The 25,663-nt window shown below is 46.8% G+C and carries 23 protein-coding genes and 1 pseudogene; 6 read left to right on the top strand and 18 right to left on the bottom strand.

Annotated elements, in window-relative coordinates:
- Window positions 1-3: 3 nt before the first annotated feature.
- The 10 genes from RCO25_RS15030 to RCO25_RS14985 all read right to left on the bottom strand — a co-directional run bounded on the left by RCO25_RS15030 (window position 4) and on the right by RCO25_RS14985 (window position 14,291).
- Window positions 4-1,647 (bottom strand): response regulator transcription factor, encoded by a 1,644-nt coding sequence (locus RCO25_RS15030; protein WP_308996953.1) that lies wholly within the window; start codon window positions 1,645-1,647, stop codon window positions 4-6.
- A complete protein-coding gene (locus RCO25_RS15025; protein ID WP_308996952.1) occupies window positions 1,644-3,455 on the bottom strand; it encodes a cache domain-containing sensor histidine kinase in 1,812 nt (603 codons plus the stop codon). The genes RCO25_RS15030 and RCO25_RS15025 overlap by 4 nt, the downstream gene beginning before the upstream one ends.
- Window positions 3,456-3,475: 20 nt before the next feature.
- Window positions 3,476-4,321: a carbohydrate ABC transporter permease gene (locus RCO25_RS15020; protein ID WP_308996951.1), complete on the bottom strand. Its 846-nt coding sequence runs from the start codon at window positions 4,319-4,321 to the stop codon at window positions 3,476-3,478.
- Entirely contained in the window at window positions 4,321-5,202 is an 882-nt protein-coding gene (locus tag RCO25_RS15015; protein ID WP_308996950.1) for a carbohydrate ABC transporter permease, read from the bottom strand. Before RCO25_RS15015 ends, RCO25_RS15020 begins: the two co-directional genes overlap by 1 nt.
- Window positions 5,203-5,296: 94 nt before the next feature.
- Window positions 5,297-6,667, bottom strand: a complete 1,371-nt coding sequence (locus tag RCO25_RS15010) for an extracellular solute-binding protein (RefSeq protein WP_308996949.1) — start codon at window positions 6,665-6,667, stop codon at window positions 5,297-5,299.
- 193 nt (window positions 6,668-6,860) lie between these two features.
- A complete protein-coding gene (locus RCO25_RS15005; RefSeq protein WP_308996948.1) occupies window positions 6,861-7,052 on the bottom strand; it encodes a hypothetical protein in 192 nt (63 codons plus the stop codon).
- A 9-nt stretch (window positions 7,053-7,061) separates the two neighbouring features.
- Window positions 7,062-9,965 carry a DEAD/DEAH box helicase gene (locus RCO25_RS15000; RefSeq protein WP_308996947.1) on the bottom strand — a complete coding sequence of 968 codons (2,904 nt, stop codon included), beginning with the start codon at window positions 9,963-9,965 and terminating at the stop codon, window positions 7,062-7,064.
- Entirely contained in the window at window positions 9,962-11,578 is a 1,617-nt protein-coding gene (locus RCO25_RS14995) for an SWIM zinc finger family protein (RefSeq protein ID WP_308996946.1), read from the bottom strand. The genes RCO25_RS15000 and RCO25_RS14995 overlap by 4 nt, the downstream gene beginning before the upstream one ends.
- Window positions 11,579-11,746: 168 nt before the next feature.
- Window positions 11,747-13,501, bottom strand: coding sequence for a sensor histidine kinase (locus tag RCO25_RS14990; RefSeq protein WP_308996945.1), 1,755 nt, complete (start codon window positions 13,499-13,501; stop codon window positions 11,747-11,749).
- Between the two features lie 115 nt (window positions 13,502-13,616).
- Window positions 13,617-14,291, bottom strand: coding sequence for a tetratricopeptide repeat protein (locus RCO25_RS14985; RefSeq protein WP_308996944.1), 675 nt, complete (start codon window positions 14,289-14,291; stop codon window positions 13,617-13,619).
- A 216-nt stretch (window positions 14,292-14,507) separates the two neighbouring features.
- Here RCO25_RS14985 and RCO25_RS14980 point away from each other — a divergent pair, with 216 nt between their 5' ends.
- From RCO25_RS14980 to ptsP, 6 genes are all read left to right on the top strand, one after another.
- Window positions 14,508-16,082 (top strand): catalase, encoded by a 1,575-nt coding sequence (locus RCO25_RS14980; RefSeq protein WP_308996943.1) that lies wholly within the window; start codon window positions 14,508-14,510, stop codon window positions 16,080-16,082.
- A gap of 266 nt (window positions 16,083-16,348) precedes the next feature.
- Complete coding sequence (locus RCO25_RS14975; protein ID WP_308996942.1) at window positions 16,349-16,903, top strand: PRD domain-containing protein; 555 nt, start codon at window positions 16,349-16,351, stop codon at window positions 16,901-16,903.
- 21 nt (window positions 16,904-16,924) lie between these two features.
- A complete protein-coding gene (locus RCO25_RS14970; RefSeq protein ID WP_308996981.1) occupies window positions 16,925-17,425 on the top strand; it encodes a PTS sugar transporter subunit IIA in 501 nt (166 codons plus the stop codon).
- A gap of 43 nt (window positions 17,426-17,468) precedes the next feature.
- Window positions 17,469-18,920, top strand: coding sequence for an N-acetylglucosamine-specific PTS transporter subunit IIBC (nagE, locus tag RCO25_RS14965; RefSeq protein WP_308996941.1), 1,452 nt, complete (start codon window positions 17,469-17,471; stop codon window positions 18,918-18,920).
- Between the two features lie 28 nt (window positions 18,921-18,948).
- Window positions 18,949-19,224 carry an HPr family phosphocarrier protein gene (locus tag RCO25_RS14960; protein ID WP_308996940.1) on the top strand — a complete coding sequence of 92 codons (276 nt, stop codon included), beginning with the start codon at window positions 18,949-18,951 and terminating at the stop codon, window positions 19,222-19,224.
- 3 nt (window positions 19,225-19,227) lie between these two features.
- The gene (gene ptsP / locus RCO25_RS14955) at window positions 19,228-20,958 is read left to right on the top strand and encodes a phosphoenolpyruvate--protein phosphotransferase (protein WP_308996980.1); all 1,731 of its coding nucleotides are present in this window, start codon (window positions 19,228-19,230) and stop codon (window positions 20,956-20,958) included.
- A gap of 18 nt (window positions 20,959-20,976) precedes the next feature.
- Here the strand turns inward: ptsP and RCO25_RS14950 are convergent, their stop codons facing one another.
- From RCO25_RS14950 to RCO25_RS14915, 8 genes and pseudogenes are all read right to left on the bottom strand, one after another.
- Complete coding sequence (locus RCO25_RS14950) at window positions 20,977-21,303, bottom strand: hypothetical protein (protein ID WP_308996939.1); 327 nt, start codon at window positions 21,301-21,303, stop codon at window positions 20,977-20,979.
- A 58-nt stretch (window positions 21,304-21,361) separates the two neighbouring features.
- On the bottom strand, window positions 21,362-21,685 hold the full coding sequence (locus RCO25_RS14945; RefSeq protein ID WP_308996938.1) for a hypothetical protein: 324 nt from the start codon (window positions 21,683-21,685) through the stop codon (window positions 21,362-21,364).
- Between the two features lie 174 nt (window positions 21,686-21,859).
- Window positions 21,860-23,167 (bottom strand): GHKL domain-containing protein, encoded by a 1,308-nt coding sequence (locus tag RCO25_RS14940; RefSeq protein WP_308996937.1) that lies wholly within the window; start codon window positions 23,165-23,167, stop codon window positions 21,860-21,862.
- A gap of 766 nt (window positions 23,168-23,933) precedes the next feature.
- A pseudogene (locus RCO25_RS14935) lies at window positions 23,934-24,032 on the bottom strand (LuxR C-terminal-related transcriptional regulator); the annotation flags it as partial.
- Window positions 24,033-24,053: 21 nt separating this feature from the next.
- A complete protein-coding gene (locus tag RCO25_RS14930) occupies window positions 24,054-24,380 on the bottom strand; it encodes a hypothetical protein (protein WP_308996936.1) in 327 nt (108 codons plus the stop codon).
- Window positions 24,367-24,663: a hypothetical protein gene (locus RCO25_RS14925; protein ID WP_308996935.1), complete on the bottom strand. Its 297-nt coding sequence runs from the start codon at window positions 24,661-24,663 to the stop codon at window positions 24,367-24,369. Before RCO25_RS14925 ends, RCO25_RS14930 begins: the two co-directional genes overlap by 14 nt.
- Before the next feature lie 71 nt (window positions 24,664-24,734).
- On the bottom strand, window positions 24,735-25,166 hold the full coding sequence (locus tag RCO25_RS14920; RefSeq protein WP_308996934.1) for a DUF6398 domain-containing protein: 432 nt from the start codon (window positions 25,164-25,166) through the stop codon (window positions 24,735-24,737).
- Window positions 25,167-25,390: 224 nt separating this feature from the next.
- Window positions 25,391-25,615 (bottom strand): helix-turn-helix domain-containing protein, encoded by a 225-nt coding sequence (locus RCO25_RS14915; protein ID WP_006040330.1) that lies wholly within the window; start codon window positions 25,613-25,615, stop codon window positions 25,391-25,393.
- Between the last annotated feature and the right edge of the window lie 48 nt (window positions 25,616-25,663).

The following is a 25,663-nucleotide window of genomic DNA, read 5'->3' as shown; positions in this document are numbered from 1 at the left end:
CCCTTAATACATAGGTTCAATCAAATCCTCGCCGGCTTGCGCGCCTTCTTGGCGCCTGTTCCGGTAGTCCGTCGGATTCTCCCCTGTATATTTCATAAATACCTTTGTAAAATAACGCCGCTCCGCATAACCGACTTCCTTCGCAATTTGAGCCACGCTCTTTGCCGTTTCCGCAAGCATCGCCTTTGCGCGTTCCATCCTCTGCCGAGTTACATATTCAATAAACGTTTCGCCAAACGTTTGTTTAAACAAAAGGCTAAAATAGGAGGTGCTCAAACCCACATGGGTAGCCGTCTCCTCCACGCTGAGGTCACGATACAGATTGCGGTCCAGAAAGGCCTTTGCCTCCGTCATCGAACGCTCCGACTGTTTTTTCTTATCCATCGATTTATCCGATACGGTATTCGTTACCTGGCGGATGACCGACAACAAATCCTTGATCCCGAAACGGCGATCCAATCGGCGCCACAGCATATCCTCCTGCTCGCGCGAGAAAACGCCCATCTCCTTCATTTCCCGCATCAGATGCAGCACAAAGAAATGCAGAAGCGGCTTGACACGGTTAAGCGATGGCTCATTCATACGCTGCAAAAGCACCGTTATACCTTGAAGCTCGATATCTACGCCAATCGAGTCACCGCGCTTAACCGCACCGATAATTTTCTCGGCGGTATCCCAAAACGCCTGATCCGCTTGCGATGATTTCTGCTGCTCAGACGGATATACCGCAATAATGTCATGAACAGGCGTTAGCTGCATGCCCTGCTGAACAAGCTTATAAGCCTGAGACAAATCAGCAACCGCTGCAAACTCCCGATATATCCCTGCAAACAAGGATAGCTTGACATGGCTCTTAATGGCTGTCAGCAGCATTTCTGCCCATTCCTTAATCTTCGCAAAATCATAGGCTGCTGTTTTTTCCGTTTCGATCAGCACGCACCATTCCCCGTCACGGATCTGAATGACCGCATGATGCAGCCCATTTTGCTGCAGCCTTTCTCGCAGCACGTTGCAGACGGCAAAATTCCACAGCTTCCGCTCTTTATCCGACCAATCCCGCCAGTCCTTCGTTTTCTCGGAGCTTACATCGAGATCAAGCACGATTAAGACGAACTGCTGCTGCTTCAGCTGCTGTTCGTCTCCGGTCAGCAGCCAATGATCTGCCGTAACGTCGGTATAATCCATAATAATGTCATATAAAATTTTCTCACTCGCCAAATCGATCATGCGGCCCAGCTTCTGCTTCTCTTCCTGCAGCTGCTTCTGCTTGCTCCGCTGACTGGACATGATTCTCGCAATGACGCCGGTCAGCTCATCATACGGAATCGGTTTCAATACGTAATCATTGACGCCGAATTGAATAGCCGTTCGCGTATAAGCAAAATCCTGATAGCCTGACAGCATAATGATATCGCATGGCATCGCCTTATCACGGATATGACGCACCAATTCCAAGCCGTCCATCACCGGCATCCGAATATCGCATAGCAATAAATCAAAGGCTTGCTGTTCCATAAGCTCCAGCGCTTCCACCCCGTTTTTGGCCGTGCCGCCAACGGTAAGCCCAAGCATTTCCCAGGGGATAACTTTTTCTAAGTTTCTCGTTATATGTGCCTCATCGTCAACTAAGAGCACTCTACCCGTCATGGCTGATCACCTCTGCTTTTCGGAATTACACAACGAATAACGGTACCGCTGCCCTCTTGACTACAAATCCATAAACCAAAAGCCGGACCGTAGTGAATACGTAAGCGATCTGCAACATTTCGCAGTCCGAGTCCTCTTCTTTCTCCAATCTCCGCCGCATTTGACAGCTTACTGGAAGGGTCAGAGCCCGCAGCCAGCTTATTTAGCACACTCGCGCTCATGCCTAGTCCGTTATCACGAACCATAATAACGATTTGATACGGCTCCGTTATGACCTCTATTTCTATTTTTCCTTGCCCGTCTTCATAGCCGTCAAACCCGTGCTGAATGCTGTTTTCTACGAGCGGTTGAAGCGTAAGCTTCAATATCGTATATTCCAAAGCCTCTGCCGGAACATTCAGCTCATATGAAAATAGCTCCTCGAAACGATACTTTTGAATTTCCAAATAGCTTCGCACATGTTCGATTTCTTGATTAATTCTTATTTCTTCGGTATGGTGCATGCTTGTGCGGAGCAGATTGCTTAACCTGCGTACCATAAGCATGATTTTTGCGCCTTCGTTTTGTGCGGCAAGCGCATTAATCGACTCCAGCGTATTAAATAGAAAATGAGGCTTGATCTGAGCCTGCATCAGCATCATTTCCGCATGCTGCTTGCGGGCCTGCTCTCTTCTCACCTCGCTCAGGAGGTTGCCGATCCTCTCGACCATACTGTTGAAGCTGTTGGCGAGCAATACCGTTTCATCCTTGCCTTGGGCAGTTACGCGAATATCGAGCAGCCCCTGCTCGACCAATCTCATTTTGCGAACAACCTTAATGATCGATTTGGCCACCCGATTGACAAAAAAGACGTTAAACAGCACCGCAGACAACAAACCAAGCACGGTAATCATGCCGATCCATTGCACAAACCTTACATTTTCATTCGTGAGTGAGTTCCATGGCTTTACCGATACGAGAATCCATTCGTTCCGGTCCAATTGATAGGAGGAGACTAAGCTGTCTACCCCCTCAAACTCCACTCTGGAGCTGTTATAATTATTCGTTTGCTGCGGCAGCGAGTCCGTCTGTTCATTAATGTTGTGTCCGTCAAACTCGCTTTTGCTGTCCAGCATGATGAGACCCGTTTTATTCACGATCAAATATCTGGTTTCAGCAGCATCCGCCTGCGGGTTTTGGAAAGCCTTGAGCATGGCAGAAATCTCTTCCGTTTTGTACTGCGTAATCATGACGCCAAGATCGTTGAACGTCTCGATATCCTTAACCACGCGCATTTGCGTGAATAGCGGCGGCTCAACGCCCGTAAGCTCCCGCTGCTCATAAGGACCGATCCAGAGCGGCCGTCCCCCAAGCTCCAGCACTTCCTTATAGGTGGAATGAGCCTTCAGCATGTCGAACGAAATCGGCTTGAATGTCGTCGGATCATTGCGGTACGATCGAAACATCGTGCCATCCTTCGCGTACAGCACAACGAAGCTTACCGCGGGATGCTGAAACAATATCCTCTTCATTTCTTTTTCGGCCTGGTTGATCGCAATCAGAGTACTGGCATCGTTTGATGTATAAGTGCTGTATTTGAGCGTATCCTGGACCTCTGAGCTCGTCAGGTTACCGTCAGACAGCTGATCCAGCTCACGGAAGAAATAACGGATGTTCCCGCCTACCGCCCTGAGGGAAATTTCTGTTTGCTCGCTATATTTTTTCTCGAGCAGCGTCTCTGAATTAATAAAGGAGAATATGCCGAGGCCGATCATCGGGATGACGATCAGGAATATAAAAGCAAGCATCAACTTCGGTCTCAGGTTCATCTAGCAGGCTCCTTCTTTCTTTACCCCTTTACGCTTCCAGCCGTCATGCCTTCAATAATTTGGCGCTGCAAGAAAACATACACGGCAAGAACCGGAATAATGCTTATAATTACAGCAGCCGAAAGCGATGCAAAGTTCGTGCGGTAACCATCATTAAAGGTTGCCATACCCGTTGGGAGCGTTTTGAGAGATTCAGACGTTATAAAAAGCTGGGATAAAATATATTCGTTCCAATTGGAAATAAAATTCAAAATAAACACGGTAACAAGCGCCGGCAAAGAGATCGGAATAATGACCTTGAAAAACAGTCCCGTAGCGCCGAGCCCGTCCACGATGCCCGCTTCCTCCAGCTCATTCGGTATCGAGAGCATAAAGGCATAAATAATAAAGACGGTTATAGGCAGCGCATATGTGCAGTATACCAAAATTAATGACCAATGCGTATTGTACAATGGTTCTCCGAATACTTTAATGCCTTGCACTAAGCGATACAAAGGAATAAACAGCGCTCCTGGAGGGACGATTAAGCCGAGAAGTATAAATTGATAGATTGCTTTATTCGTTTTCTTGTATTTCATCCGGGCAATCGCAAACGAGGTCATGGCGGCGAACAGCAGCGTAAGCACACATGCACCAATCGTTACAATTCCGCTGTTCAAAGCGTATTTTCCGATATTCGCGGTTTGCCAAGCAGCAACATAGTTATCGAAATTGAAGCTTTTTGGCAGAGCCCATGTATTCATTGTAATTTCGCGATTCGTTTTGAATGATGACATAAACAGCCACAGCAGAGGGAAAAGCAATACGATGACATAACCAAATAAAAAGGTATGCATCCACCATTGAGAATTACGGGAACGTTCCATCAGTATTGCACCTCCTCGCTTTTCGTGATGCGTTGCAAAATACCGGTTAGCACTAAAATAATAATGAACATCGCGACCCCGATCGCGCTGCCGTAACCAAGCTCCAGCGAACGGAAGCCTACCTTAAGCATATAAGTTGACATAACCTCCGTGGATTGAAACGGGCCGCCGTTTGTCATAATTTGCACGATATCAAGCACCTTCATCGTTCCCGAAACCGTGAGAAGCAGCATGACGAACAGGATCGGCCTAACGAGCGGCAATGTAATGGACCATGTTTCCTGCCAGCCGTTTACGCCGTCCAGCTTGGAGGCTTCGACAATCTCTTTCGGAATGTTTAGAATCGCTGCCAAACAAAGGACAATGAAGAAGCCGATATTTTGCCATGCGTTTGCAATCAGAATCGAAAGCATGGCAAGCTTTGGATCGGACAACCACTCACGTGCCCAGTCTTCCGGCGCAACGAGGCGGATAAACTGGTTGATCAAGCCCGAATCATAGTTGTACAGCACCCCGAACAAAATCGCTACCGTTGCTGTCGATATAACAACCGGCACGAATACGGCCGATTTGTAAAAGTCACGCATCCGTCTAACTTTGCTGATAATAATCGAAATCAGGAAGACGAGCGGAATGTTCACGATTAAGGAAAACGCCATAAAGTAAAAATTGTTTACAAGTGCTTTTCTAAAAACCTCATCCTGCCAAAGTCTCGTAAAGTTATCGAAACCGATGAACACCTTCTCGGTAATGCCGTCCCAACGAAAGAAGCCGTAGAAAAAGGAAACGATGACTGGGTATACGAAAAATAAAGCGTATAAAGCAAGCGTCGGAATAATGAACGCCACGTAAGTAATCGGATTTTTGAGTGCTCTGTTCATAATGTCCTCCTTTTATCCTGGCGTGAAAAAAGGGTGTCCTCCTGGAAGGAAGGACACCCTCTCGCCCATCAGGATCGATTGTAATGTCTCGCAATTACTTCGCTGCGTTAGCTTTATCTTGCGACGCTTGAATTTTTTCCGCTACTTTTTCCGGTGTGGTTACTTTACCGATTAGCTCTTGGATGCCAACGTTTACATCAGCGCCAACTGCTGGTTGAACGATCGCATCATACGCTTTCCAAGAGGAAGAGGCATTCGCCATTACCGTCAAGATTTCAGTTGTAAGCGGGTCTACGCCGGATAGGTCGCTAAGCTTCATGGAAGGAAGCAATTTGTCTTCAACCAACGTACGTTTTTGAACTTCTTCCGTGAAGAAGTTAGCGATAAATTTCTTAGCTGCTGCTACTTGATCTTCATTTAGGTTTGCAGAGAAACCAAAGCCGTTCGAGTACGAAGCATTGATTGAAGTTTGGTCGCCGGCTCCGCCATCGATGGACGGGAATGCGAAGTAACCGATTTGACCTTTCAGGTCGCCAGCTTCGTCGCCGGAGAAGCGGTTTGCATCCCAAGTTCCTGTAAATACCATTGCTGCCTTACCCGATAGCAACTGTGCACCTTGGTCAGCATAAGCAAGACCTAGAGCGCCTTTTGTGAAATAATCTTTGTTAACAAGCTCTGCATAAGAAGCAAAACCTTTTACGAAGTTTTCATCTGTCCATTTCGCTTCGCCGGATACGACTTTGCTGAATGCATCAATACCTACGTTGCGTTCCATAACCGTATTCCACAACATGCCGTTAACCCAGCCGTCTTTAGCTGCCAAACCGAACGGCGTGTAGCCCGCTGCTTTGATTTTTTCGGATACGTCAAGCAGCTGCGCCCATGTCGTAGGAATTTCCAAGCCCAGCTCGGAGAAAATTTTCTTGTTGTAGAAAATCGCTTCGCTATAGCCGCCGAAAGGAAGCCCGTATACTTTGCCGTCTATTGTGAACTCATCCAAGCTTGCGAACTTGTCTTTAAGGCCAAGCTCATCAATAATGGGAGTCAAGTCCAGCATGCGGTTTGCTTTTACATAAAGCTTGAGATCCGCACCGCCGAATACTTCAAAAATATCAGGAGGATTGCCGGCTGCCATTTCAGCTTTCAGCTTTTGATCGCGGTTAACGATTTCATCAATGCCTTCAAGCTTGAAGGTTAGGCCTTTGTTTTCTTCCTGGGTTTTTGCAACGACATCTTCAAGAATTTTCAAACGAGTTTTGCTCGTTTCTTTAATTTGAGTATGGCGGAGAGACAAGGTTACATCCTTCGCTTCTGCAGGCGGTTCAGTTGCTTCGGCAGGAGTATTAGTGCTGTTGTTTGTGCCTGTGTTTTTGTTCGTTTCCGCGTTGCCGTTAGAGCCGCATGCGGATACAACGAGCATAATAGATACTAACATTGTGGCAAGAAGTGTAGATCTCTTTTTCATTGGGAAGACCTCCTCGTTTATGGTGTTGCTTGTTTGCCTCGCACCTTTATTATAGTCGGCCCTGCTCCTAAGTAAGGAGGTCCAAAAAACGACGAGTTAGGGATACAATTCTCTTTTTTTTGAAAAGAGGGATAAAATTAAATAGCCCGCCGGGTTATTATTCCCGACAGGCTATGTTCATTTACATTGCGTATTAATAACGCAAATCATTCGTTATTCCTTTGATAACCTCGTAAAACCGCTGCCACTCTGGATTCGCTCCTTCATTCTTGCGGTTTTCACGCAGGCTTTCCTCTACAGCAGGTGAAGTTTGCTCTGCATGAAGCATTTTTTTGCTTTCAAGCTGAAATTTTTCCTGCTTCGCTCGCAAGCTGCCATCTGACATTTATACCCCTCATCCCTTCAACCAGCCTTTTCGCAATGCAAAAAGCTCCCTCAGATCCTCGGTAGACATTTCCGTAATCCATTGATCCGACTGGCCGACTACTTGATCATTGAGCGACTGCTTCCGCTCGATCATCTCGTCAATCTTCTCCTCGAGCGTGCCAAGCGTGATGAACTTGTGCACATGTACCTTCTTCGTCTGCCCGATTCGAAATGCCCGGTCGGTCGCTTGGTTTTCCACTGCCGGATTCCACCAACGGTCGAAATGAAACACATGATTCGCTGCCGTCAGGTTAAGGCCGGTTCCGCCCGCTTTAAGCGAAAGCACAAACGCGCAGCAAGGCTCTTCGACATTCTGGAACTGTTCTATCATTTGATCCCGCTTCGCCTTCGGTACGCCTCCGTGCAAATAAGGCACAGGCAGCCCTAGCTTCTCCTCAAGCAATTGCTTCAGCTGATGTCCCATATCAATATACTGAGTAAAGATGAGACAGCGTTCGCCTTCTGCAGCTATTTCCTCGCACATTTCTAGCAAGCGGGCTACTTTATTGGAACGTTCGACTTCCCATAATGCCGTTTTATCTTCATTTCCAAGCAGAGACGGATGGTCGCATAATTGCTTTAGCTTCGTTAACGCGGCAAGAATAAGTCCCCTGCGCTGCATCGGACCCAGCTTATCGAGACTTTCAAGAAGGTCAGCAACAAAATTCTCATACATCACACCTTGCTCTGCAGTTAAAGTCATATAGGTTTTCGTCTCATTCTTATCCGGAAGCGAAAGCTGGATGGAAGGATCCTTCTTGATTCGGCGGAGCATAAATGGCTTCACCCAGCGCTGTAATCCTGCAATCATTTTCTCATCGCGGGTTTTCTCGATCGGCGTAACAACTTCCTTCCGGAATTCGTTAATGTTGCCTAAGTACCCTGGATTTATAAAATCATAGATCGACCACAGTTCCGTCAGCCTATTCTCCATCGGCGTTCCTGTCAGCGCAATGCGATGCTCCGCAGGCAGGCGCCTTATCGCGGTCGATTGCTTCGTATACACGTTTTTGATGTTTTGCGCCTCGTCAAGGCACAGTGCATCCCAATCGACTAAGCATAAATCCTCTTCGTCCAGCTGGGCGAGTGAATAAGACGTAATCACCAAATCGGCGCCTGCGACCGAATCACGGAACTGCTCTCCCTTTTCCCGCTTATTCCCGTAATGCAGCATAACGCGCAGCGACGGCGCAAACCGTTCAAGCTCCTTCTCCCAGTTTCCGATGACCGACGTTGGGCAAATGAGCAATGAAGGGCCGCTTTGCTGCAGCCTATGCTCCTTGATATAAACGAGGTACGCCATAAATTGAATGGTTTTGCCTAGTCCCATATCATCAGCAAGCACCCCGCCAAGCCCGAATTTCCTTAGAAACAAAAGCCATGATACGCCTTCATGCTGATAAGGGCGAAGCTCGCCCAAAAACGTAGTCGGAATTTCGGCAGGCGGAATTTGCGAAATTTGCTGCAGCTGCGTAAGCCATGACGTTAAATGCTCATTCAGTTCGACCTCTGCTTCTAGTTCCGAGTCCAGCTCACCGCTGTCATCCAGCGGAATGCCTCCTCTTAGATGCATCTCCAGCACGTCGCGGAAAGATAGTCCTTTTCGCTTACCCATCCGCTTCAGCCATTGCTTGATTTGCGTGACATCCTGCGGGTCCAAGTGAACCCATTCTCCGCCAATATGGAAGAGACGCCGGTTCTGCTCGGCAAGTTGAAGAAATTCTGCCTCCGATAAATTGACATCCCCGAGCGCAAGCTTCCAATCGAATTGAACGATTTGGTCCAGCCCGAACATCGGCTGCGCCGCCGAGCCTACGGACGACTTCATTTTCGCCTTCAATCGAAGTTTTCGCGTACGAACCGCTTCCCACCAGCTAGGCAGCAGCACAGGACAACCGGCCTCCAGGAGTCGAACGCTGGCATGCTCCAAAAAATTCCACGCTTCGTTATCCGTCAGCTTATCGCGAAGCCTGACTTCTTCCGAAGCTTCCTTTAGCTCCGGCAGCGCCGTTGTCCATTTCAGCTGTTCTTTAGCAAGCTTCCCGTCTAGCAGCGGCAGCCACTCTTCCGGAATTGACCGTTCATCCTCCGTATCTGCCTCCCAGCTTTCCTCCCGCATATCTGGGCGGATCGGAAGCCATGGTCCTCCATCACGATCCTGCAGCGCAGGACGAAGCCGCCAAACCGGTGACTCTGCAGGCTCAACAAGCTGAAGCGCGATCCGGAATGGAAGAACATCCTTCCGAAGTCCGATGGCGATGAACCAATCTTCCTCATCTGCTGACTTTCTTCTGAGCACAGCCTCACCGGACGCTGAACCAATATCTCTCCACGCCCCTGCAGCCTGGTCGTTTTCCGTTATCATTTGTTCAATGGCACCGCTAATCCAATATTCGATACCCTTATCGCCGTTACGATGCGCTGTTGCTACATTATTCTCCCATTGGAGTCCAAAAGCCATTTCCTGCTCAGGGATTGCCATTCGCCAGCTGCGCTGGTCATCGCTCCAGCGCTCCCAATCAGGCTCAAACCAGCCGGATAGGAGCGCCGTTCTTACTTGCTCAGCCAGCTGCATAATAACGGATAACCGATCCGTCCACTCTAATTGAAGCAACCGCACGGGCTGCGGGGAGGACAAATAATCGATGGCTAGCAGCGGCGGGATCCTCAGCAGCTTTCGTTCGCCAACGCTAATTTCTTCGACATCCGCTCCGTACCAGGATGCTTTATGCCAGGCGAACAATAAGGGACGCAGCTTTCCGTCCGCCGCATCCTTCCGATCGACTGCGCTCAATAAAACGGAGGTTCCGCCTTCGTCTTCGTTCCAAAATCCGTCTATCGTCAACTTGCGCGCGCCAATGTATGTTCTCATGTAACAATTTTCCCTTTCCACAGCTCTTCCTGAAACGCTCTGAGGCGCTGATGCTTACGCACGAGTCCGTCTATATATTGATCCCATCTACTCGGATCCTTGTCTGCTTTATATAACCGCTCTAACTTTTTCAGCTGCTTTACAGCCACCCGGTAGCCTTGACGGTTTCGTGTCTGAATCGATGCTTCGACCGACTGGTGATACATAGGCATTAATGCGCGCGGCGCAAGCTTAGCAATTTCCCGCAGCGCATGGGCGCCGACATCCTCCGGACGAGCACCTACAAGCATTTGCAAATCTGCCCACTCGTCATAACGTTTCTGATCGAGCCAATGATCAGATAATTCTGAATAGGAATGAGGCAGCAACTGCGTCATGTATTCGGTCCAAGTCGGTATTTCTGGACGATCAAGATCCGCCCTGCGGCATAATGTCACAAACGGCCCGACCGATCGGCCATTCTTCACCTTATTCACCCGTTCAAACAAGAAGCTCATCCATAGCTCCACAAGCTCCCATTTTCCTTCTTCCATTCGCTGTGCCGCGCAAGGATACATTACCTTTTGCGCGCGCTCAAAGGTCGCCAAGGAAAAATGCTCGATTGCCTGTATATCCTGCTTATCCAAGAAATACATAATGCCGATTGCGGTGTGCAAAAAAGCCTGGTTGACGCTTTCCGCTTCTTCGCTGTTCGCCTGCCGGACCATTGCGGCCAGCTCGCCTTCAAACCAACCCCGGTTTTCCGCAAGCTTCTCACAAAAAGCCAAGTACATGTACTCCCAATCGAAGAGCTGTCGCTCCGTGCTCGAAGCCCATACCTTTACTCGCGCTATTAATGCATCCGCCCAAGCTTCTTCCCGTGGCTCCATCGCAGCGGGAGTTAATTCGGACACGAGCGTATATAAATGCTCAATCCATGGCTCAGCCATTCGGATGAACGACATTTCGTGATAATATCTGCTAAACGAATCTACCGTATTAATAGCTCGCTCCGCTTGCTCAAGAACAAAGATAATAGCCATAGACCAATGCAAACGCTGCATAGGCTTCTCCCAATCCTTGGACAATCCCTTTAGCGAGGACAATAACGGCTGGAGCGCATGGAGAGAATGCCGGCACTTCCGCCATACTTCGCCATGCGTCGCTTCCATCCACTCCATCCACTCTTCCGCCGATCCGGATTCACCCGGATCGCGGAGGGGAGCCGGCACTTCGGCTGCTTGCGGCGTTTCCGGCTCAAGCGGCTTATTCTTAAGCAGCGTGCTGGCAGACGACAGTCCCAGCAAGCGAAAATAAGAACGCTCCGCCAATGTATGTCCGCCCTCCTGCTGGCTGCAATATTGAAAATAAACCGCGGCCATATGCTTGCAAAATCCTGTATAGGGACAGGTACACGAGCTGTACCGTAAATTACCGGCATCAAGGATAACGGCGTATAGATCCGATCCTTGGACAACGCCATAAAGATGATCCTGACTGCCTTCATTGGCGCTGTTTACTTTGCCTTCCATATAGTATTGCCAGCCCCGCTTCATGATCGTCGTCTCGACATGGACGTTAAGCTGTTGTTCAATCAGCGCGTGCAGCTTTTCATTGAGGTGCATAACAGACATTCACCCGCTTCCTTTCCGTTCACTTGCATTCTTACTATTATACCAAGCGGATAAGGCTGGTGCCATCATTTGGAGGTAAAAGCTCGATATCCAATGAAATTCGGTTATGCGCGCGCAAAAAAACGCCTTACCGAATGAATAACATCATCCGGTAAGGCGCAAAAGCTTTTATAATGGCATTTTAACAATAAAGGTCAATTTACCTGCAGGCTCCGCGGTGACATACACATCGCCTTTGTACTGTTTGGCAATCGATTTCACGATCGAGAGCCCTAAACCTTGATGATCCTGCTGCTTGGTCGAATAGCCGGCCTCAAATATCGGCATCGCTACGGCTTCCTCCGCATTTTCACAAGTATTCGTAACTGTAAATTCCAATAATTCGCTAGTCTGCTTACCCACCAGCGTCACATGGCGCCGATCCTCGGCATATTTCATAACCTCATCAAAAGCATTATCGATCAGGTTGCCGAGCATACGATTAACATCCAGTGTCTTAATGCCCATTTCTTGCATGTTGAGGCCTGTAAAGGAACAGCTGAATTGAATCTTATGGATCTCTGCCTGCGAAATCTTCGAGCGGACCAATGCTGCTATTGCCGGATTACCGATATTAATAATATCGTTCATCAACCGGATATCGCCGGTCAGCTCTTTCGTATAGGCAACAAGCTCCTGCGATTTATTCAGCTCCGCCAAGGAGTGAATGGTCTGCACATGATTCAAGAAGTCATGCCTTTGCGCTCTAATCGACTGGAACATTTGATTAATTTCGTCCACATAGGTTTCTTGCGTTACGCGCACGACCTTGTCTCGCGACTGCCTGTAATAGCGCATAGCCACGACCGCAACGAGCAAGCTGAAACCCGTAACGATTAGAATAATGATTCCTAAATTCAGAAACTGCGAATCCAGCTTTTCTTGAATAACATGATAGTCGGAGGTTAGCATCAGCACATAGCTGTTCATCGGCTGACCGTCCCGATCCGTGATATTGATGCCTTTTTCATTGACGAAGATCGGGATATACATTTTGTAAATTTCTTGGCCGTTAATGTTTTCGCGGAGCGTGACCGTTTTTTTGGAAAAATAGGCTTCACGCACCAGCTCCGTATCCTTCGCCGACTTTATCGTGTAGGAGCCGTAAAAGATAGGCTCTTGCACTTTATGCCCTTGAACATGGCCCTCGGTATTGATCGTCTCTTTCCCGTCTGGGAAAGTCTCCGGATTAATGAAGGCAATCTCTTTCAGTGAATCGCTGCTTTGCACGGAATTTTCAATCATGCGGTGAACACCCGTCGCAATCTCGTATTGCTCCTGGCGCTCGTAATTCACATAAGGGTCAATCATATAATTTGTCGCGCCATCATAATAATAGCCCCATTTGTTAATTTGGTCTACATTCGTAGACGATACCTCGAACGGTCCGCTCCAGAAGTTAGGCAGCGACTGGCCAAGCCAATCCACTGATGCATTTTTGTTGTCGAACAACTGATTAAACACCTCGTACCAAGGCTTCCATGTCTTCGTGCTCTTGTTCACCTGATTAGGGTTCGATGATTTGTACAGCACAATGTCGTCGGGCAGTTTCTTGAGAAGGGTTATGTGGCTGAGTCCCAGCTTATCCCGCAGCTCTATTAATTGCTCGGTCGTTACTTTCTCGACATCGGGATCTAGTGCATATTGTATAGCAATGGAGGCTGCTCGCAGCTCCCGTCCAATTTGATTTTGGAACTGCTCAGAACCTTCGCGGGATTGCTCTAATGAAATCTGCAGCCGATTGGCGGCATTCAGCAGCTCTTCATCAAAGGAATCTTCTAGTGTTTTTTTCGTGAGGAAGTAATAGGCCGTGTTATTCAATAAAACCAAAACGACGATAACACCAATGGCCGCCATCCAAATGTTGCGTTGCATCTCATGCATCTTGCCCTTCTATCTATTATAGCTTTCATTATGTAACATCCGGATCTAAACGACAATACAGAAAACACTAACAAATGATTACATATCAGTGATCTAAGCAAGCGAAGCTCTTCATCTAACCCATCAGCTTCTTAAAAAATAACCGCACGGCCCACTTGCGCTCCTGCCGTTTCTTATAGCGCGGAAGCATACGGAAAATACGCAGCCCTTCTTCGGCCCACCGTCGCGCTTCTTGTGCGTTGCCAAGCTTCTTATAGATAGCGGCTTGTTGATCGTATGCTTCACAGGACGAAGAGTTTATCTCTTGGAAGGCCTGCAAATACGCCAGCGCTTGATCTGTCTGGCCCTTTGCGAAATGAGCCGCAAGGCGTAAATAAGGAGCGCCATATTTCACTCGCGGATTAATCTCTAACGCACGAAGAGTGCTTGCTACGCCTTTTTCCTCATCTCCGCTGTTCAAATGACTGATCCCCAAATCATCCCAATATTCGGCAGAATCCTCAAGCATATGCTGCATAGGTACAAGCCAGCGAAGAGCTTCGCTGTATTTTTTCCGTTCGATTAACAGACGGGCCAGTTCATGCTTGGACGATACATCATTCGGCGAAAGATTTATATGCTGTCTCAGTTTTCTTATTCTCGACATTCTTTTAAACGGTTTGAACACACTCGGCGTTAACCCCACAAAACGCCGATCCAGTACATAAAGCAGGATAAGCATAATAAGAATTGCAATAAAAGGATTGCCGATCAACCAAAACAAAAATACGAAAAGACTAAATTTTAACATCTTATCCTCCTGGAATATTAGTGCACAACGATACTATTCGTAAATAGATATGCGATTTATTGTACAAATATGGTTCTATTATACCATAATTCTAACGATTTTTTATCAAAACTAGCAATTCGTTACTATATCTATTATATGAATAACAAAAATCATACCGAGGCAAACTACGCGCTGGAAATAAAAATTTACATAAAATTTGGAGGCTTCAGCATCATGTCATCAAATGAAACGGATAATCAGACACTCACTGACCGACAAGGTCACCCCATCTCGGACAATCAAAACATCCGGACAATCGGCAACCGCGGTCCTTCGACCCTGGAGAATTATCATTTTATCGAGAAAATCTCTCATTTTGATCGTGAACGGGTTCCTGAGCGCGTTGTTCACGGCCGCGGTGCGGGAGCCCACGGCTACTTTGAAGCCTACGGCAAGCTGGGTGATGAACCGATCGCGAAATATACAAGAGCCAAACTCTTTCAGGAGCCCGGTAAGCAAACACCTGTTTTCGTCCGCTTCTCGAGCGTTATCCATGGGGGCCATTCACCGGAGACGCTGCGGGATCCGCGCGGCTTTGCTACCAAGTTTTACACGGAGGACGGCAATTGGGATTTGGTAGGCAATAATTTAAAAATCTTTTTTATCCGCGATGCTATGAAATTCCCTGATATGGTGCATGCGTTCAAGCCTGACCCCGTTACGAATGTACAGAGCATGGAGCGCTTCTTTGATTTCGTCTCCCAAACGCCTGAGGCTACTCATATGATTACGTTTCTGTTCTCTCCCTGGGGAATTCCCGCAAATTACAGACAAATGCAAGGTTCCGGCGTCAATACCTATAAATGGGTCAATGCCGAAGGAAAAGGGATACTCGTCAAATACCATTGGGAGCCGCTGCAAGGCATAAAAAACCTAAAGCAGCAGGAAGCGGAGCAAATCCAAGGAAAAAACTTCAATCACGCTACCCAAGATTTATATGAAGCGATTGAACGCGGAGATTATCCAGCATGGGAGCTTCAGGTGCAGTGGATGAGCGATGCTCGGCATGACGAGCTCGATTTCGACCCGCTGGACGATACAAAGCTGTGGGACACCGAACTGTTTCCGATGCTTCCGGTGGGAAAAATGATTTTGAACAAAAATCCGGAAAACTACTTCGCAGAGGTGGAGCAAGCGGCATTTGGCACCGGCGTGTTAGTCGATGGACTTGATTTCTCCGACGATAAAATGCTGCAAGGACGTACCTTCTCCTACTCGGACACGCAGCGTCACCGCGTGGGTACGAACTATCTTCAACTGCCGATCAATGCGCCAAAAAAGAAAGTTGCCACCAATCAACGCGACGGTCAAATGGCTTTTTATATTGATATTGCGCCTGGTCAAAATCCCCATATCAATTATGAGCCTTCCACAATGGGCGGATTGAAGGAAGCCGAACGTTCGGGCGAGCCGCATGAACCCTCCTACTCAGCCAAGCTGATTAAGGAACCGATAGATCGCCAGAACAATTTTAAGCAGGCTGGCGAAACCTATCGGAAGTTTGAGCAATGGGAGCGTGATGAGCTCATCGAAAATTTAGTCGGGGCACTTAGCACCTGCAGCACTGTCATCCGCGACCAAATGATCCGTCATTTCACGGAAGCTGACCGTGATTACGGCAAGCGTGTAGCCGATGGTTTGATTCTTGCTGATCAGCGGACGAAGGATCCTGACCATGTAGGCACGAATCCTGCTAACGAAGGCATGGAGCTTGCTAGCGAGCTTGGCCAGTCTACCGACGGATATTAAAAATCAGGAGTGTGTAATTTTTCAAGTGAATATCCCCTTGACGAAAGCGCTTTAAATTAATATGATGTTAATATTCATTTGGATGATTTTAAAAATCATTTAAATGATTCCAACGATCACTCATATTACATTGGCGTGTTACTCATTATTGTTTGAGGCATGAGCCAAGAAAAGATTACCTTCTAATTTACATTAGAACGGCGGTCTCTTCTTGGCTCTTTTTTTTGCCAAATGGGTATCTTAGTGACAAAGGAGGGATTTCAAGTATGGCTCGCGCATTTCGGGTAGAACGCGCCATCGGCAACAATGTTTTATTGACGGTTGATCTGCAAAGTGAGAGAGAATACGTCATTTTGGGCAAAGGACTAGGGTATTCGCTCAAGGCGGGTCAAACCATTGAAAGTACGGACACCCGTATCGAGAAACGTTTCCGGTTAGACGATACCGAGCAGATGAAGCAATACCATTCATACCTAGAAGAAATCGATCCTGCCATCATTGAAATGACAGAACGGATTGCCGATTATATCAAACAAAAAACAGGTGCCGGAGTTACTCCGAAGTTTTATTTTGCTTTGCCGAGCCACATCCAATTCGCTGTTTACCGGCTCCGTAACGGCATGGATATTGTAAATCCCTTACTAAATGAGACGAAAAAGAACTTTCCTATGGAGTATGGGATTGCCGCGCATTTGGCTGAATGGATCAAGGGGCATTTCGAGGTTGATATCCCGGAGGATGAAATCGGATTTTTATCTTTCCATATCTACTCCGGCATTCACAATGTGCCAGTAGGGCAACTTATTAAACAAGAAGACTAACAACAGTAGGAGGACATCATGATGCTATCCAAACTTTTCGGAAAATCAAAACAAAAAACGATCGAAATTACAGCTCCCTTGTCAGGAAAGGCAGTTCCTTTAAGCGCTGTTCTGGACGAGGCTTTTGCTGGCAAGCATATGGGTGACGGACTTGCAATCGAACCGGTTGAAGGCAAAGTTACGGCTCCGTTTGACGGAACGGTAGCCCATCTCATCCATACCAACCACGCCATTATTATTGAGCATGCTTCAGGTTTGCAGCTGCTCATTCATATCGGCATTAATACGGTAGCGATGAACGGTGACGGCTTTACCGCTCATGTCGGCTCAGGTGACAGCTTTAAAGCAGGCGATACACTCATTTCATTCGATATCACCAAAATTACTGCTGCCGGCTATCCGACAATAACGCCAATTGTTGTAGCAAATGAGGATGATGTGAAGCAGCTTGAGCATATCGTCACGAGCGGAGACGTAACCGCAGGAAATGAAATCATACTTAAAGCTGAAATGAACGGCTAAGGCCGCATCCATTACTTTTGATAAGAAAAGAGGACGATTAATTATGCTGGCCTTCCTGCAAAAAATAGGTAAAGCATTAATGCTTCCGGTTGCCGCGCTTCCCGCGGCTTCCATCCTGCTTCGTTTTGGGAATATCGATTATGTGAAGGACTTCCATATGGGAAGCGCAGGCGAGTTTATTAACCAGTACATCGCGCCGTTTCTTGCTGCCGGAGGATCTGCTATTTTCGATCATTTGCCGCTTATCTTTGCGGTCGGCGTTGCCATTGGCCTTGCAGGCGATGCGGTTGCCGCGCTTGCTGCCGTCATTGCATACCAAGTGCTCGTTACGGTTCAATTGAAAGTCCCTCTTGTCTTCACCGGGATCGTCGGCAAGGACGTCGTCCTTAACATGGGTGTGCTAGGCGGTATTATCGCCGGACTTATCTCCGCTTACTTATATAAACGGTTCCATAATATAAAACTGCCGGATTGGCTGGGATTCTTCAGCGGCAAACGGTTTGTGCCGATAATTACCTCTTTGATTATGGTGATTGTCGCTCTTTTGCTGGGCCTTGTTTGGGGTCCCGTACAGGCTGCTTTGGATACATTCGGACGCTGGGTCGTCGGCTTTGGCGGCATCGGTTCCTTCGTTTTCCTCACGGCAAACCGATTGCTTATCCCTACCGGCTTGCATCATGTTATCAATTCCATCGCTTGGTTCCAGATCGGCGATTACACGGATGCAGCGGGTAAGGTCGTCCATGGCGATTTGACGCGTTTCTTCGCCGGCGACAAAACGGCAGGCATGTTCATGACCGGATTTTTCCCGATAATGATGTTCGCTTTGCCAGCTGGGGCGCTTGCAATTATCCATACAGCCCGCAAGGAAAAGAGAAAGATGGTTGCCTCTATCTTCATCGGAACTGCTTTTGCTTCATTCCTGACCGGCATTACCGAGCCGCTTGAATTTGCTTTTATGTTCGCCGCGCCGTTTTTGTTTGTCATTCACGCATTGCTAACCGGTCTATCCGGTTTGATCCTTTACCAAATGGACGTTAAGCACGGCTTCGGATTCTCAGCAGGCTTTATTGATTATGCAGTCAACTATCAGCTCGCTACAAATCCGCTGCTTATCATACCCGTGGGGCTTGCGTTTGCAGTCGTGTACTATTTCTTGTTCCGCTTTATGATCTTAAAATTCAACATCAAGACACCTGGCCGCGAGGACGATGTTGTCGATGATGAAAGCTCAGATACCGTTAAATCGGATGCAAAAGCCGGCAGCAAAGCAGAAAACGTCCTGCAGGCACTCGGCGGTTCATCTAATATCATTGGTTTGGACGCTTGTATCACACGGCTTCGTTTAGTCGTCAAGGATGAAGCGATCGTCAACGACACTAAGCTTAAGGGTATGGGCGCTGCCGGCATTATCCGTTTAGGCAAAGGCGCCGTACAGGTAATCTTCGGAACACAGTCCGAGCAGCTAAAAGACGAAATCAAAAAATTACTGTAAACAAACAGAAAATAGGAGTGGAAATCCGATGCAAAACAACTTTGTGATACAAAACCCTTTCGGTATACACGCTAGACCTGCCCGTAAAATCGTTGAGGCTGCAAAAGCTTTCCCCGGAGCCGTTACGCTTGAGAAAGAAGGCAAAAGCTTTAACGCCAAAAGCCTCGTTCACGTTATTTCAGCTGGGGCAAAGCTTGGCGACAGCATTACCGTCAGCGCTGAAGGCGAACAAGCCGAAGAAGTCGTTGCAGCTATTGGGGAGATCCTTGTTTTGGTAGAACAGCATGCGGAAAAGGGGCAATAAATGATGCTGCTTCAAGGAATTGCCGCTTCGCCCGGCTATGCGATCGGGGCGGCAAAGGTATTAACGGCGAAGACTGTTCCTATCGAGAAAATTCAGCTTGCGAACGAGCAATTGGATAACGAAATCAACCGCTTTGATGCTGCGATAGCCGCGACCCGCCTTGAGCTCGAGGCGATCCATGCCCAACTGCTGGAGCAGAAAAAAGAGCATGAGGCTGAGATTTTCGAAGCGCATCTCATGCTGCTGGAGGATGAGGAGCTCATCGATCGATCCAAGGAGCTCGTTCAATCGGAGCAGGTGAATGTCGAGTTCGCTTTTCACACCGTCTCCGAGGAAATCGCAGAGATGATCGGCGGACTCGATGATCCTAATCTCAAGGAGCGCGCAGCCGATATTCGCGATGTGAGCAGACGCGTCTTAAATAAACTGCTGGGCATTTCAGACGAAGCTCTAAACGATGATTCAGGTCCAATCATCCTGTTTGCAGAAGATTTGACGCCATCGGATACCGCGCAGCTGGATCCGGCAAAGGTGATTGGTTTTGTTACGCAAGCCGGCGGACGCACCTCCCATTCTGCCATTATTGCCCGATCCATAGGCATTCCCGCGGTAGTCGGCATTGGCAGCAACATGGAAAATGCCGTAAAAAGCGGTCAATCCGTTATTATTGACGGAACGGACGGGAAAATTTATATCAACCCGGATGAAGCTATGGTTGCCCAGTATACACAATTACAGCAGCAGCAGCTTGAAATTCGGAAATTGCATCAAACCTATTTGAATCAGCCCTCCATTAGCAGCGACGGCGTTCATGTCGAGCTGGTTGCAAATATCGGACTCGTGAAGGATGCGGAGCTTGCAGCTTCTGCGGGGGCGGAGGGCATCGGATTATTTCGTACCGAATTTCTTTATATGGATGCGGACCAGCTTCCCTCCGAGGACTTGCAATTCGAGGCTTACCGCAAAGCGGCGGAGGCGTTCGCGAGCAATTCTCCTATCGTTATCCGAACGATTGATATTGGCGGAGATAAAGAAATCCCTTACCTTAAGCTTCCGAAGGAGGACAATCCCTTCCTTGGCTACCGCGCAATCCGTATTTGCCTGGATCGGCCGGAAATGTTTAAGACGCAGCTTCGTGCGATTTTGCGGGCCAGCGCCTTTGGTAATTTAAAAATCATGTTCCCGATGATTGCGACGCTTGGTGAGTGGCGTCAAGCTAAGGCGATGCTCGAGGAAACGAAGCAAGAGCTAAGCGCGGCTGGGATTGCGTATAATCCCCGTATTGAAACCGGCATTATGATTGAGATTCCGGCAGCCGCGCTGCTTGCCGATAAATTCGCGAAGGAAGTAGATTTTTTCAGCATCGGAACAAATGATTTAGTACAGTACACGCTTGCTGCCGACCGCATGAATCCGAAGCTCGGTTACTTGAATGACCCGCTCCACCCTGCTGTCTTACAGCTTATTGAGCGCGTGATAACTGCTGCTCATGCCAATGGCAAATGGGCGGGCATGTGCGGGGAAATGGCTGGACAGAAGCATGCCCTCCCCATTCTTCTCGGTCTAGGGCTCGATGAATTCAGCATGAGCGCGAGCGCAATTCTTCCGGCGCGCGCCTTGCTGGCCAAGCTGTCGCAGCAGGATATGAAGCAGGTCGCGCAGGCCGTACTCGAGCTAAGCACGGCAGAAGAAGTTCGCGCGTATATAGAGGAGCATGTTCCTGCAATAAAGTAACATGTTTAAAAGCCCGGATCAGGATCCGGGCTTTTTTGGTATGTCTGCGGGTAATTTCAATTTATTTTCCAGAACAAAAAAATGATTAAACATACCCAAGACACGGATCTTGTTATTTTCGTCATAAGAAATGTTTGTTTCCGCTGTCATGTAGATCGGCAGATGACGGATATACTCGGATGAAATAACCTTATCCGAGAGCCCATGCTCATTTTTTAGATAGTCATGATAATCCATTGCGCTTGGCGTCGAGAACTTTGTGACAAGCAGAAACAACGCGATAACGATAAATATGTACCTTTTCTTTTGGATATCAACCGACCCCTTAATACTTGCGTGTCGCAATAAATTCGGGCCACTTCATTGCTCGCTGTAATCGTGTCGTAATTGTTTGAACGCTAGTCTAATAGGTTTCCCCTTCTTCTCCCTGAACGATTGCATTCAACTCAGCCGCCACTTCCTTCATCTTATCAATGACCTCATCGTCAGCATGCGAGATGGTAATCATGCCTTCTGAGTATCGAAACGGCACCTTCACATCTTCATTGGACCAGATGAAAAACTCCCCGCTTATGGTCATCGAAAATGGACCCGTTATAGAAAATTCTTTAGAATATTCAAACTCGCTTTTCCCGGAAAAATAATTCTTTAACTCTTCCATCGCAATTGGTTTATTTGTACTCTCTGTCCAATGATCCGCTCTCGTAATATGAATATCATAACTCATTTGGTATAATCCCCTCTTACTAACCGTTATATTCAAAACCATTTATACATAAATTCCACTTCTCGTTAAACAATCCTGCCCTAGTTCAGGTATTTCCCTGATTATGACGATGCGTGTACTCGATAAGTGCTTTACGGCGCTTCGAATGTAATCACGCGGGTTGAGCTACAGCTGTCAGATCACAATTTGCATCAGCAGCTTGCCATCCTCATAACGGTAAACCATATCTCCCTTATACTTCTCAACGGTTCTCTTCACGATCGAGAGCCCGTTCCCATGTACCCCCTGACCATCATGCTTGGTCGTGAAGCCGGTTTGAAAAAACTCGCCTAGTTCAAGATCCGTAAGCACGGCCGGATTCAAAACAGCAAATTGGTAGCTGCCATTAATCGCTTTGCAGCTTACATGAATGTCTCGTGGAAGCTCACCTTCATAAGTTTCTACTGCCTCAATCGCGTTATCCAACAGATTCGAGAAGAGCTTAACCAAATCCATCGATGCCAGCCGGTCAAACGCATTGTAATCCGTTTCGAAGCTGATCCTAATATTTTTAGAATGTGCCAGCTCCCATTTACTCTTAAAGAGTACCAGAAGCATAGGATTTTTGACGCTCAAGGATAAATGCAGCGTTTTGGATTCCTCGGTCAGCTGCTTCAAATAATCATGCGCTTGATCGTGCTTTCCGATGTCCATTAATCCATTCAGCACCTGAAAATGATTCATCAAATCATGCCGGCTTGATTTGATCGTGTCTACTACCTTCCCCAGCTCCGAGATATACATCTTCTCCGATTCCTGTAAATCCCGGTTAAGGCGAGCCCTGTACCATTTGTTCAAGAAAAGGACCACGGCTACCAATACGAGTGCAAATAAGATATCCATTCCAAAAATAAACATATTGTTTCGGATGACCTGATGGCTGATGATCTCCAGTTCCTTGGTAGAAATATCTATCCCTAGAACACCCAGCACGACCCCGTTATCGTCAAAAAACGGAACCCCAACGGATAAATACGACCCTGTCAACTCATCATGAATGAGATCTGTACTGTATTTTGATCCCTGCTTAGCCAGACGCACCTGAGCAGCGGGGACCGTGCACGGAAAACCAATCGGCATATCCATAACCTGCGGTGGAAATGCGGAAACCATTACCTTCGACACATCCGTGTCATCGAGAAGCAGAATATACACATAGAGAGCATTAATTCGTTTATGATATTCCTCCAAGTACAGCTTCAGCTTCTTTCGGTGCTCATCATCGGCTTTAGATTGGAGAAACCGCTTATAGGTCTCTATATCAAGCCCATCTGCGATATCTTCAGCTATTTCCGTATATTGCTTCGCTAACGTAATCTCAGCCGATTTACTCGTGGAATGATAGGAAAAATATAATTTAATTCCTGTCAGCAAACTCAATACCGTTATGGATAAAATGGTAAAATAAATCATTCTTTTTTTAGTGGATAATTGTATTTTCATCTTTTAAATTTTCTCTTTTCCTCATAGTGTTAAAAGTTAATTATCGGATCAATTGTTTAAAATAATGAGATAATAAACGGAAAAATCAGACAGCATATCAATATGCCGCCTGAATATAATACTACAACAGATTTGTTATTTAACAAGCTTAATAAGTGAACCTTTTTCTTTCATTCTTCTGTATGTCTATTAATTCTGCTATAATCAACGATGGAATTAATGTAAATATGTTCAGTTTGATCATTTGCTATATATCAAAATAACATTAGGCAGGTGTTCCCGATGCTTCATTATCCAACAATAGCCGCCATCATGCTCTGCCCGTAGGAATTACATACCCTGTTATCTCCTCCGGGCTGAGCCTTAGCCCAGGGAGCGTGATGGTCATGAAGCAGCATAGAAAGAATCGAAATCAATCGTATGTTAGACATCAAAACAAGCGAGTAATTCAGCGTAAAATGAATCTATCCTTGCCGCGGGGATGGTCCGTTAAATTCTACGGCATGTTCAAAAAAGGAAAAATTCATTGTTCCTGTAGGCTGTGCAGCTTGAAAACGAAACGTGACGGTTACTCAAAATCAGACTTAATCAAAATAGCCGAATGCTGTGAACAACTGCGAGAATATGGATTTTAATCCGAATTATAATCGATTGCCTTCATACTGAGGCAGTCGATTTTTTTGCGCTAGCGTATAATAAATTGAAAACGTCTACGAAAACAAAAATAAGACAGCATATCGCTATGCTGTCCGATCATATTGCTATGTTAGATTTGTAATTCACCAAGCTTGATTAGCTCGACAACCGCTTGTGAACGACCTTTGACGTTCAGCTTTTGCATGACATTCATGATGTGTTTTGAAACACAACTGAATTTGAAGATGACTTAATCATTTGTGAATGGAGGCTCGATGCCGTATAAAATTTGGGCGACATCTCCGCTTCCTCCGTGATGGCAAGCGCGTATCCTTACCTTTTTACTCTTCACGTCCACCGAATAGACTACTACAACATTCCGAATCATTTTAAGGCAAAAGCCATTGTAGGCATAATTCTCATAGTCAGCTGTTTTGTCTGCTTGAGCGAACGGATCCTTGCCCAAAAAATGCAATGACAATTGATATACCTGGTCATGGTCAATCCTTTGGAACGTAAACAGACGACGAAGCGCTGTCCTTGACCACTCCACCGAATAGCGGTCATTTACGCTCATTAAATACCTCATTCTTGAACTTCAGGTATTCGTCGTAGCTTGAAATATCACTTTGCTCAGGTTCCAGATCAGACTGCTTCAACTGCTTCAATACATCGGGATGGAAGAAAATCGTCTCTCCCAGCTTATTTTTTTGTTCCTGAGACAACTCATTTCTATGGTGGGAAAATTGTTCAACCAAAGAATGAATCAGCTCATTAATATGAATTTCAGTCTGACCAGTGCTGCTATTAAATATTTTTTCAATCGCATCTTCAACAGCTTCTCTTGACACCTTTTCCACTCTGGTCACCTTCCCTTCAAACTTCATTATACCAGATATTTAGAGCTTGTACTCCATTTTCACATTAACAACTAGTCAATCATACCACTCGGAACAATTAAGCCATTAATGGACACCACATGATTGAACGGATTTCTCTCCTGCAAGCTGGCGGTTGAAAACTCACTGTCGAAGTAGCCAAGTTTCAACAGGTCGCGTATTACTTTGGATTTCTGGCTGGTCGTGCTTTGCGCGGTGCCGAAAAACTCACAAATGTCGTGTACAGTGGCGTAGGGCTGTGAGTTTTTATCAAACAGGAAATTGATCGTTCCCAGTGCATGAATGATACCCGCTGCCCATACCACCAGCTTACCAGACATAAACGGGACCGTCCTTTTACGTCCAAGCTTTTCAACCATTTTTATGGACAGACGTTCGTATTCCTCATCCAGCTTGTCTTGGCAGAAACCTTTCACCAGCTCCAGTAATTCATCTTGCTTTTCTACTATTTTCGGATCTTTCATTTTTTCCACGTTCTCCTTTGCTGCAATCAGTACTAATCAGATCTATTTTTTCACATTCATTTTATCATAGCTAGAAAGTATTTGTCGTCACTACAAGCTATTCTTTATGCCGCTTGGTTTCCTTCTTATGGTCGCTACCCTTCAATGTTTGCCACCCAAAACATAAAGCGTTTTAAACAAAAATAAGACAGCATATCGCTATGCTGTCCGATCATATTGCTATGTTAGATTTGTAATTCACCAAGCTTGATTAGCTCGACAACCGCTTGTGAACGACCTTTGACGTTCAGCTTTTGCATGACATTAGAAATATGGTTGCGGACGGTCTTCTCGCTGATGAATAGTTGCTGTGCAATATCTCTTGTTGTCTTATCCTGTACCAACAGCTCGAATACCTCGCGTTCACGATGCGTCAATAAAAACTTGCTCTTATGGTCGCTACCTTTCAATGTTTGTCACCCCTCCTTGCGCGGGTTTTTATGGTTTAACAAGGTTAA

Source organism: Paenibacillus sp. LHD-38, assembly GCF_031157315.1.
Classification (GTDB): Bacteria; Bacillota; Bacilli; order Paenibacillales; family Paenibacillaceae; genus Pristimantibacillus.
Note: the sequence above shows the minus strand (reverse complement) of the source record. Positions and strands in the feature narration are given on the sequence as shown.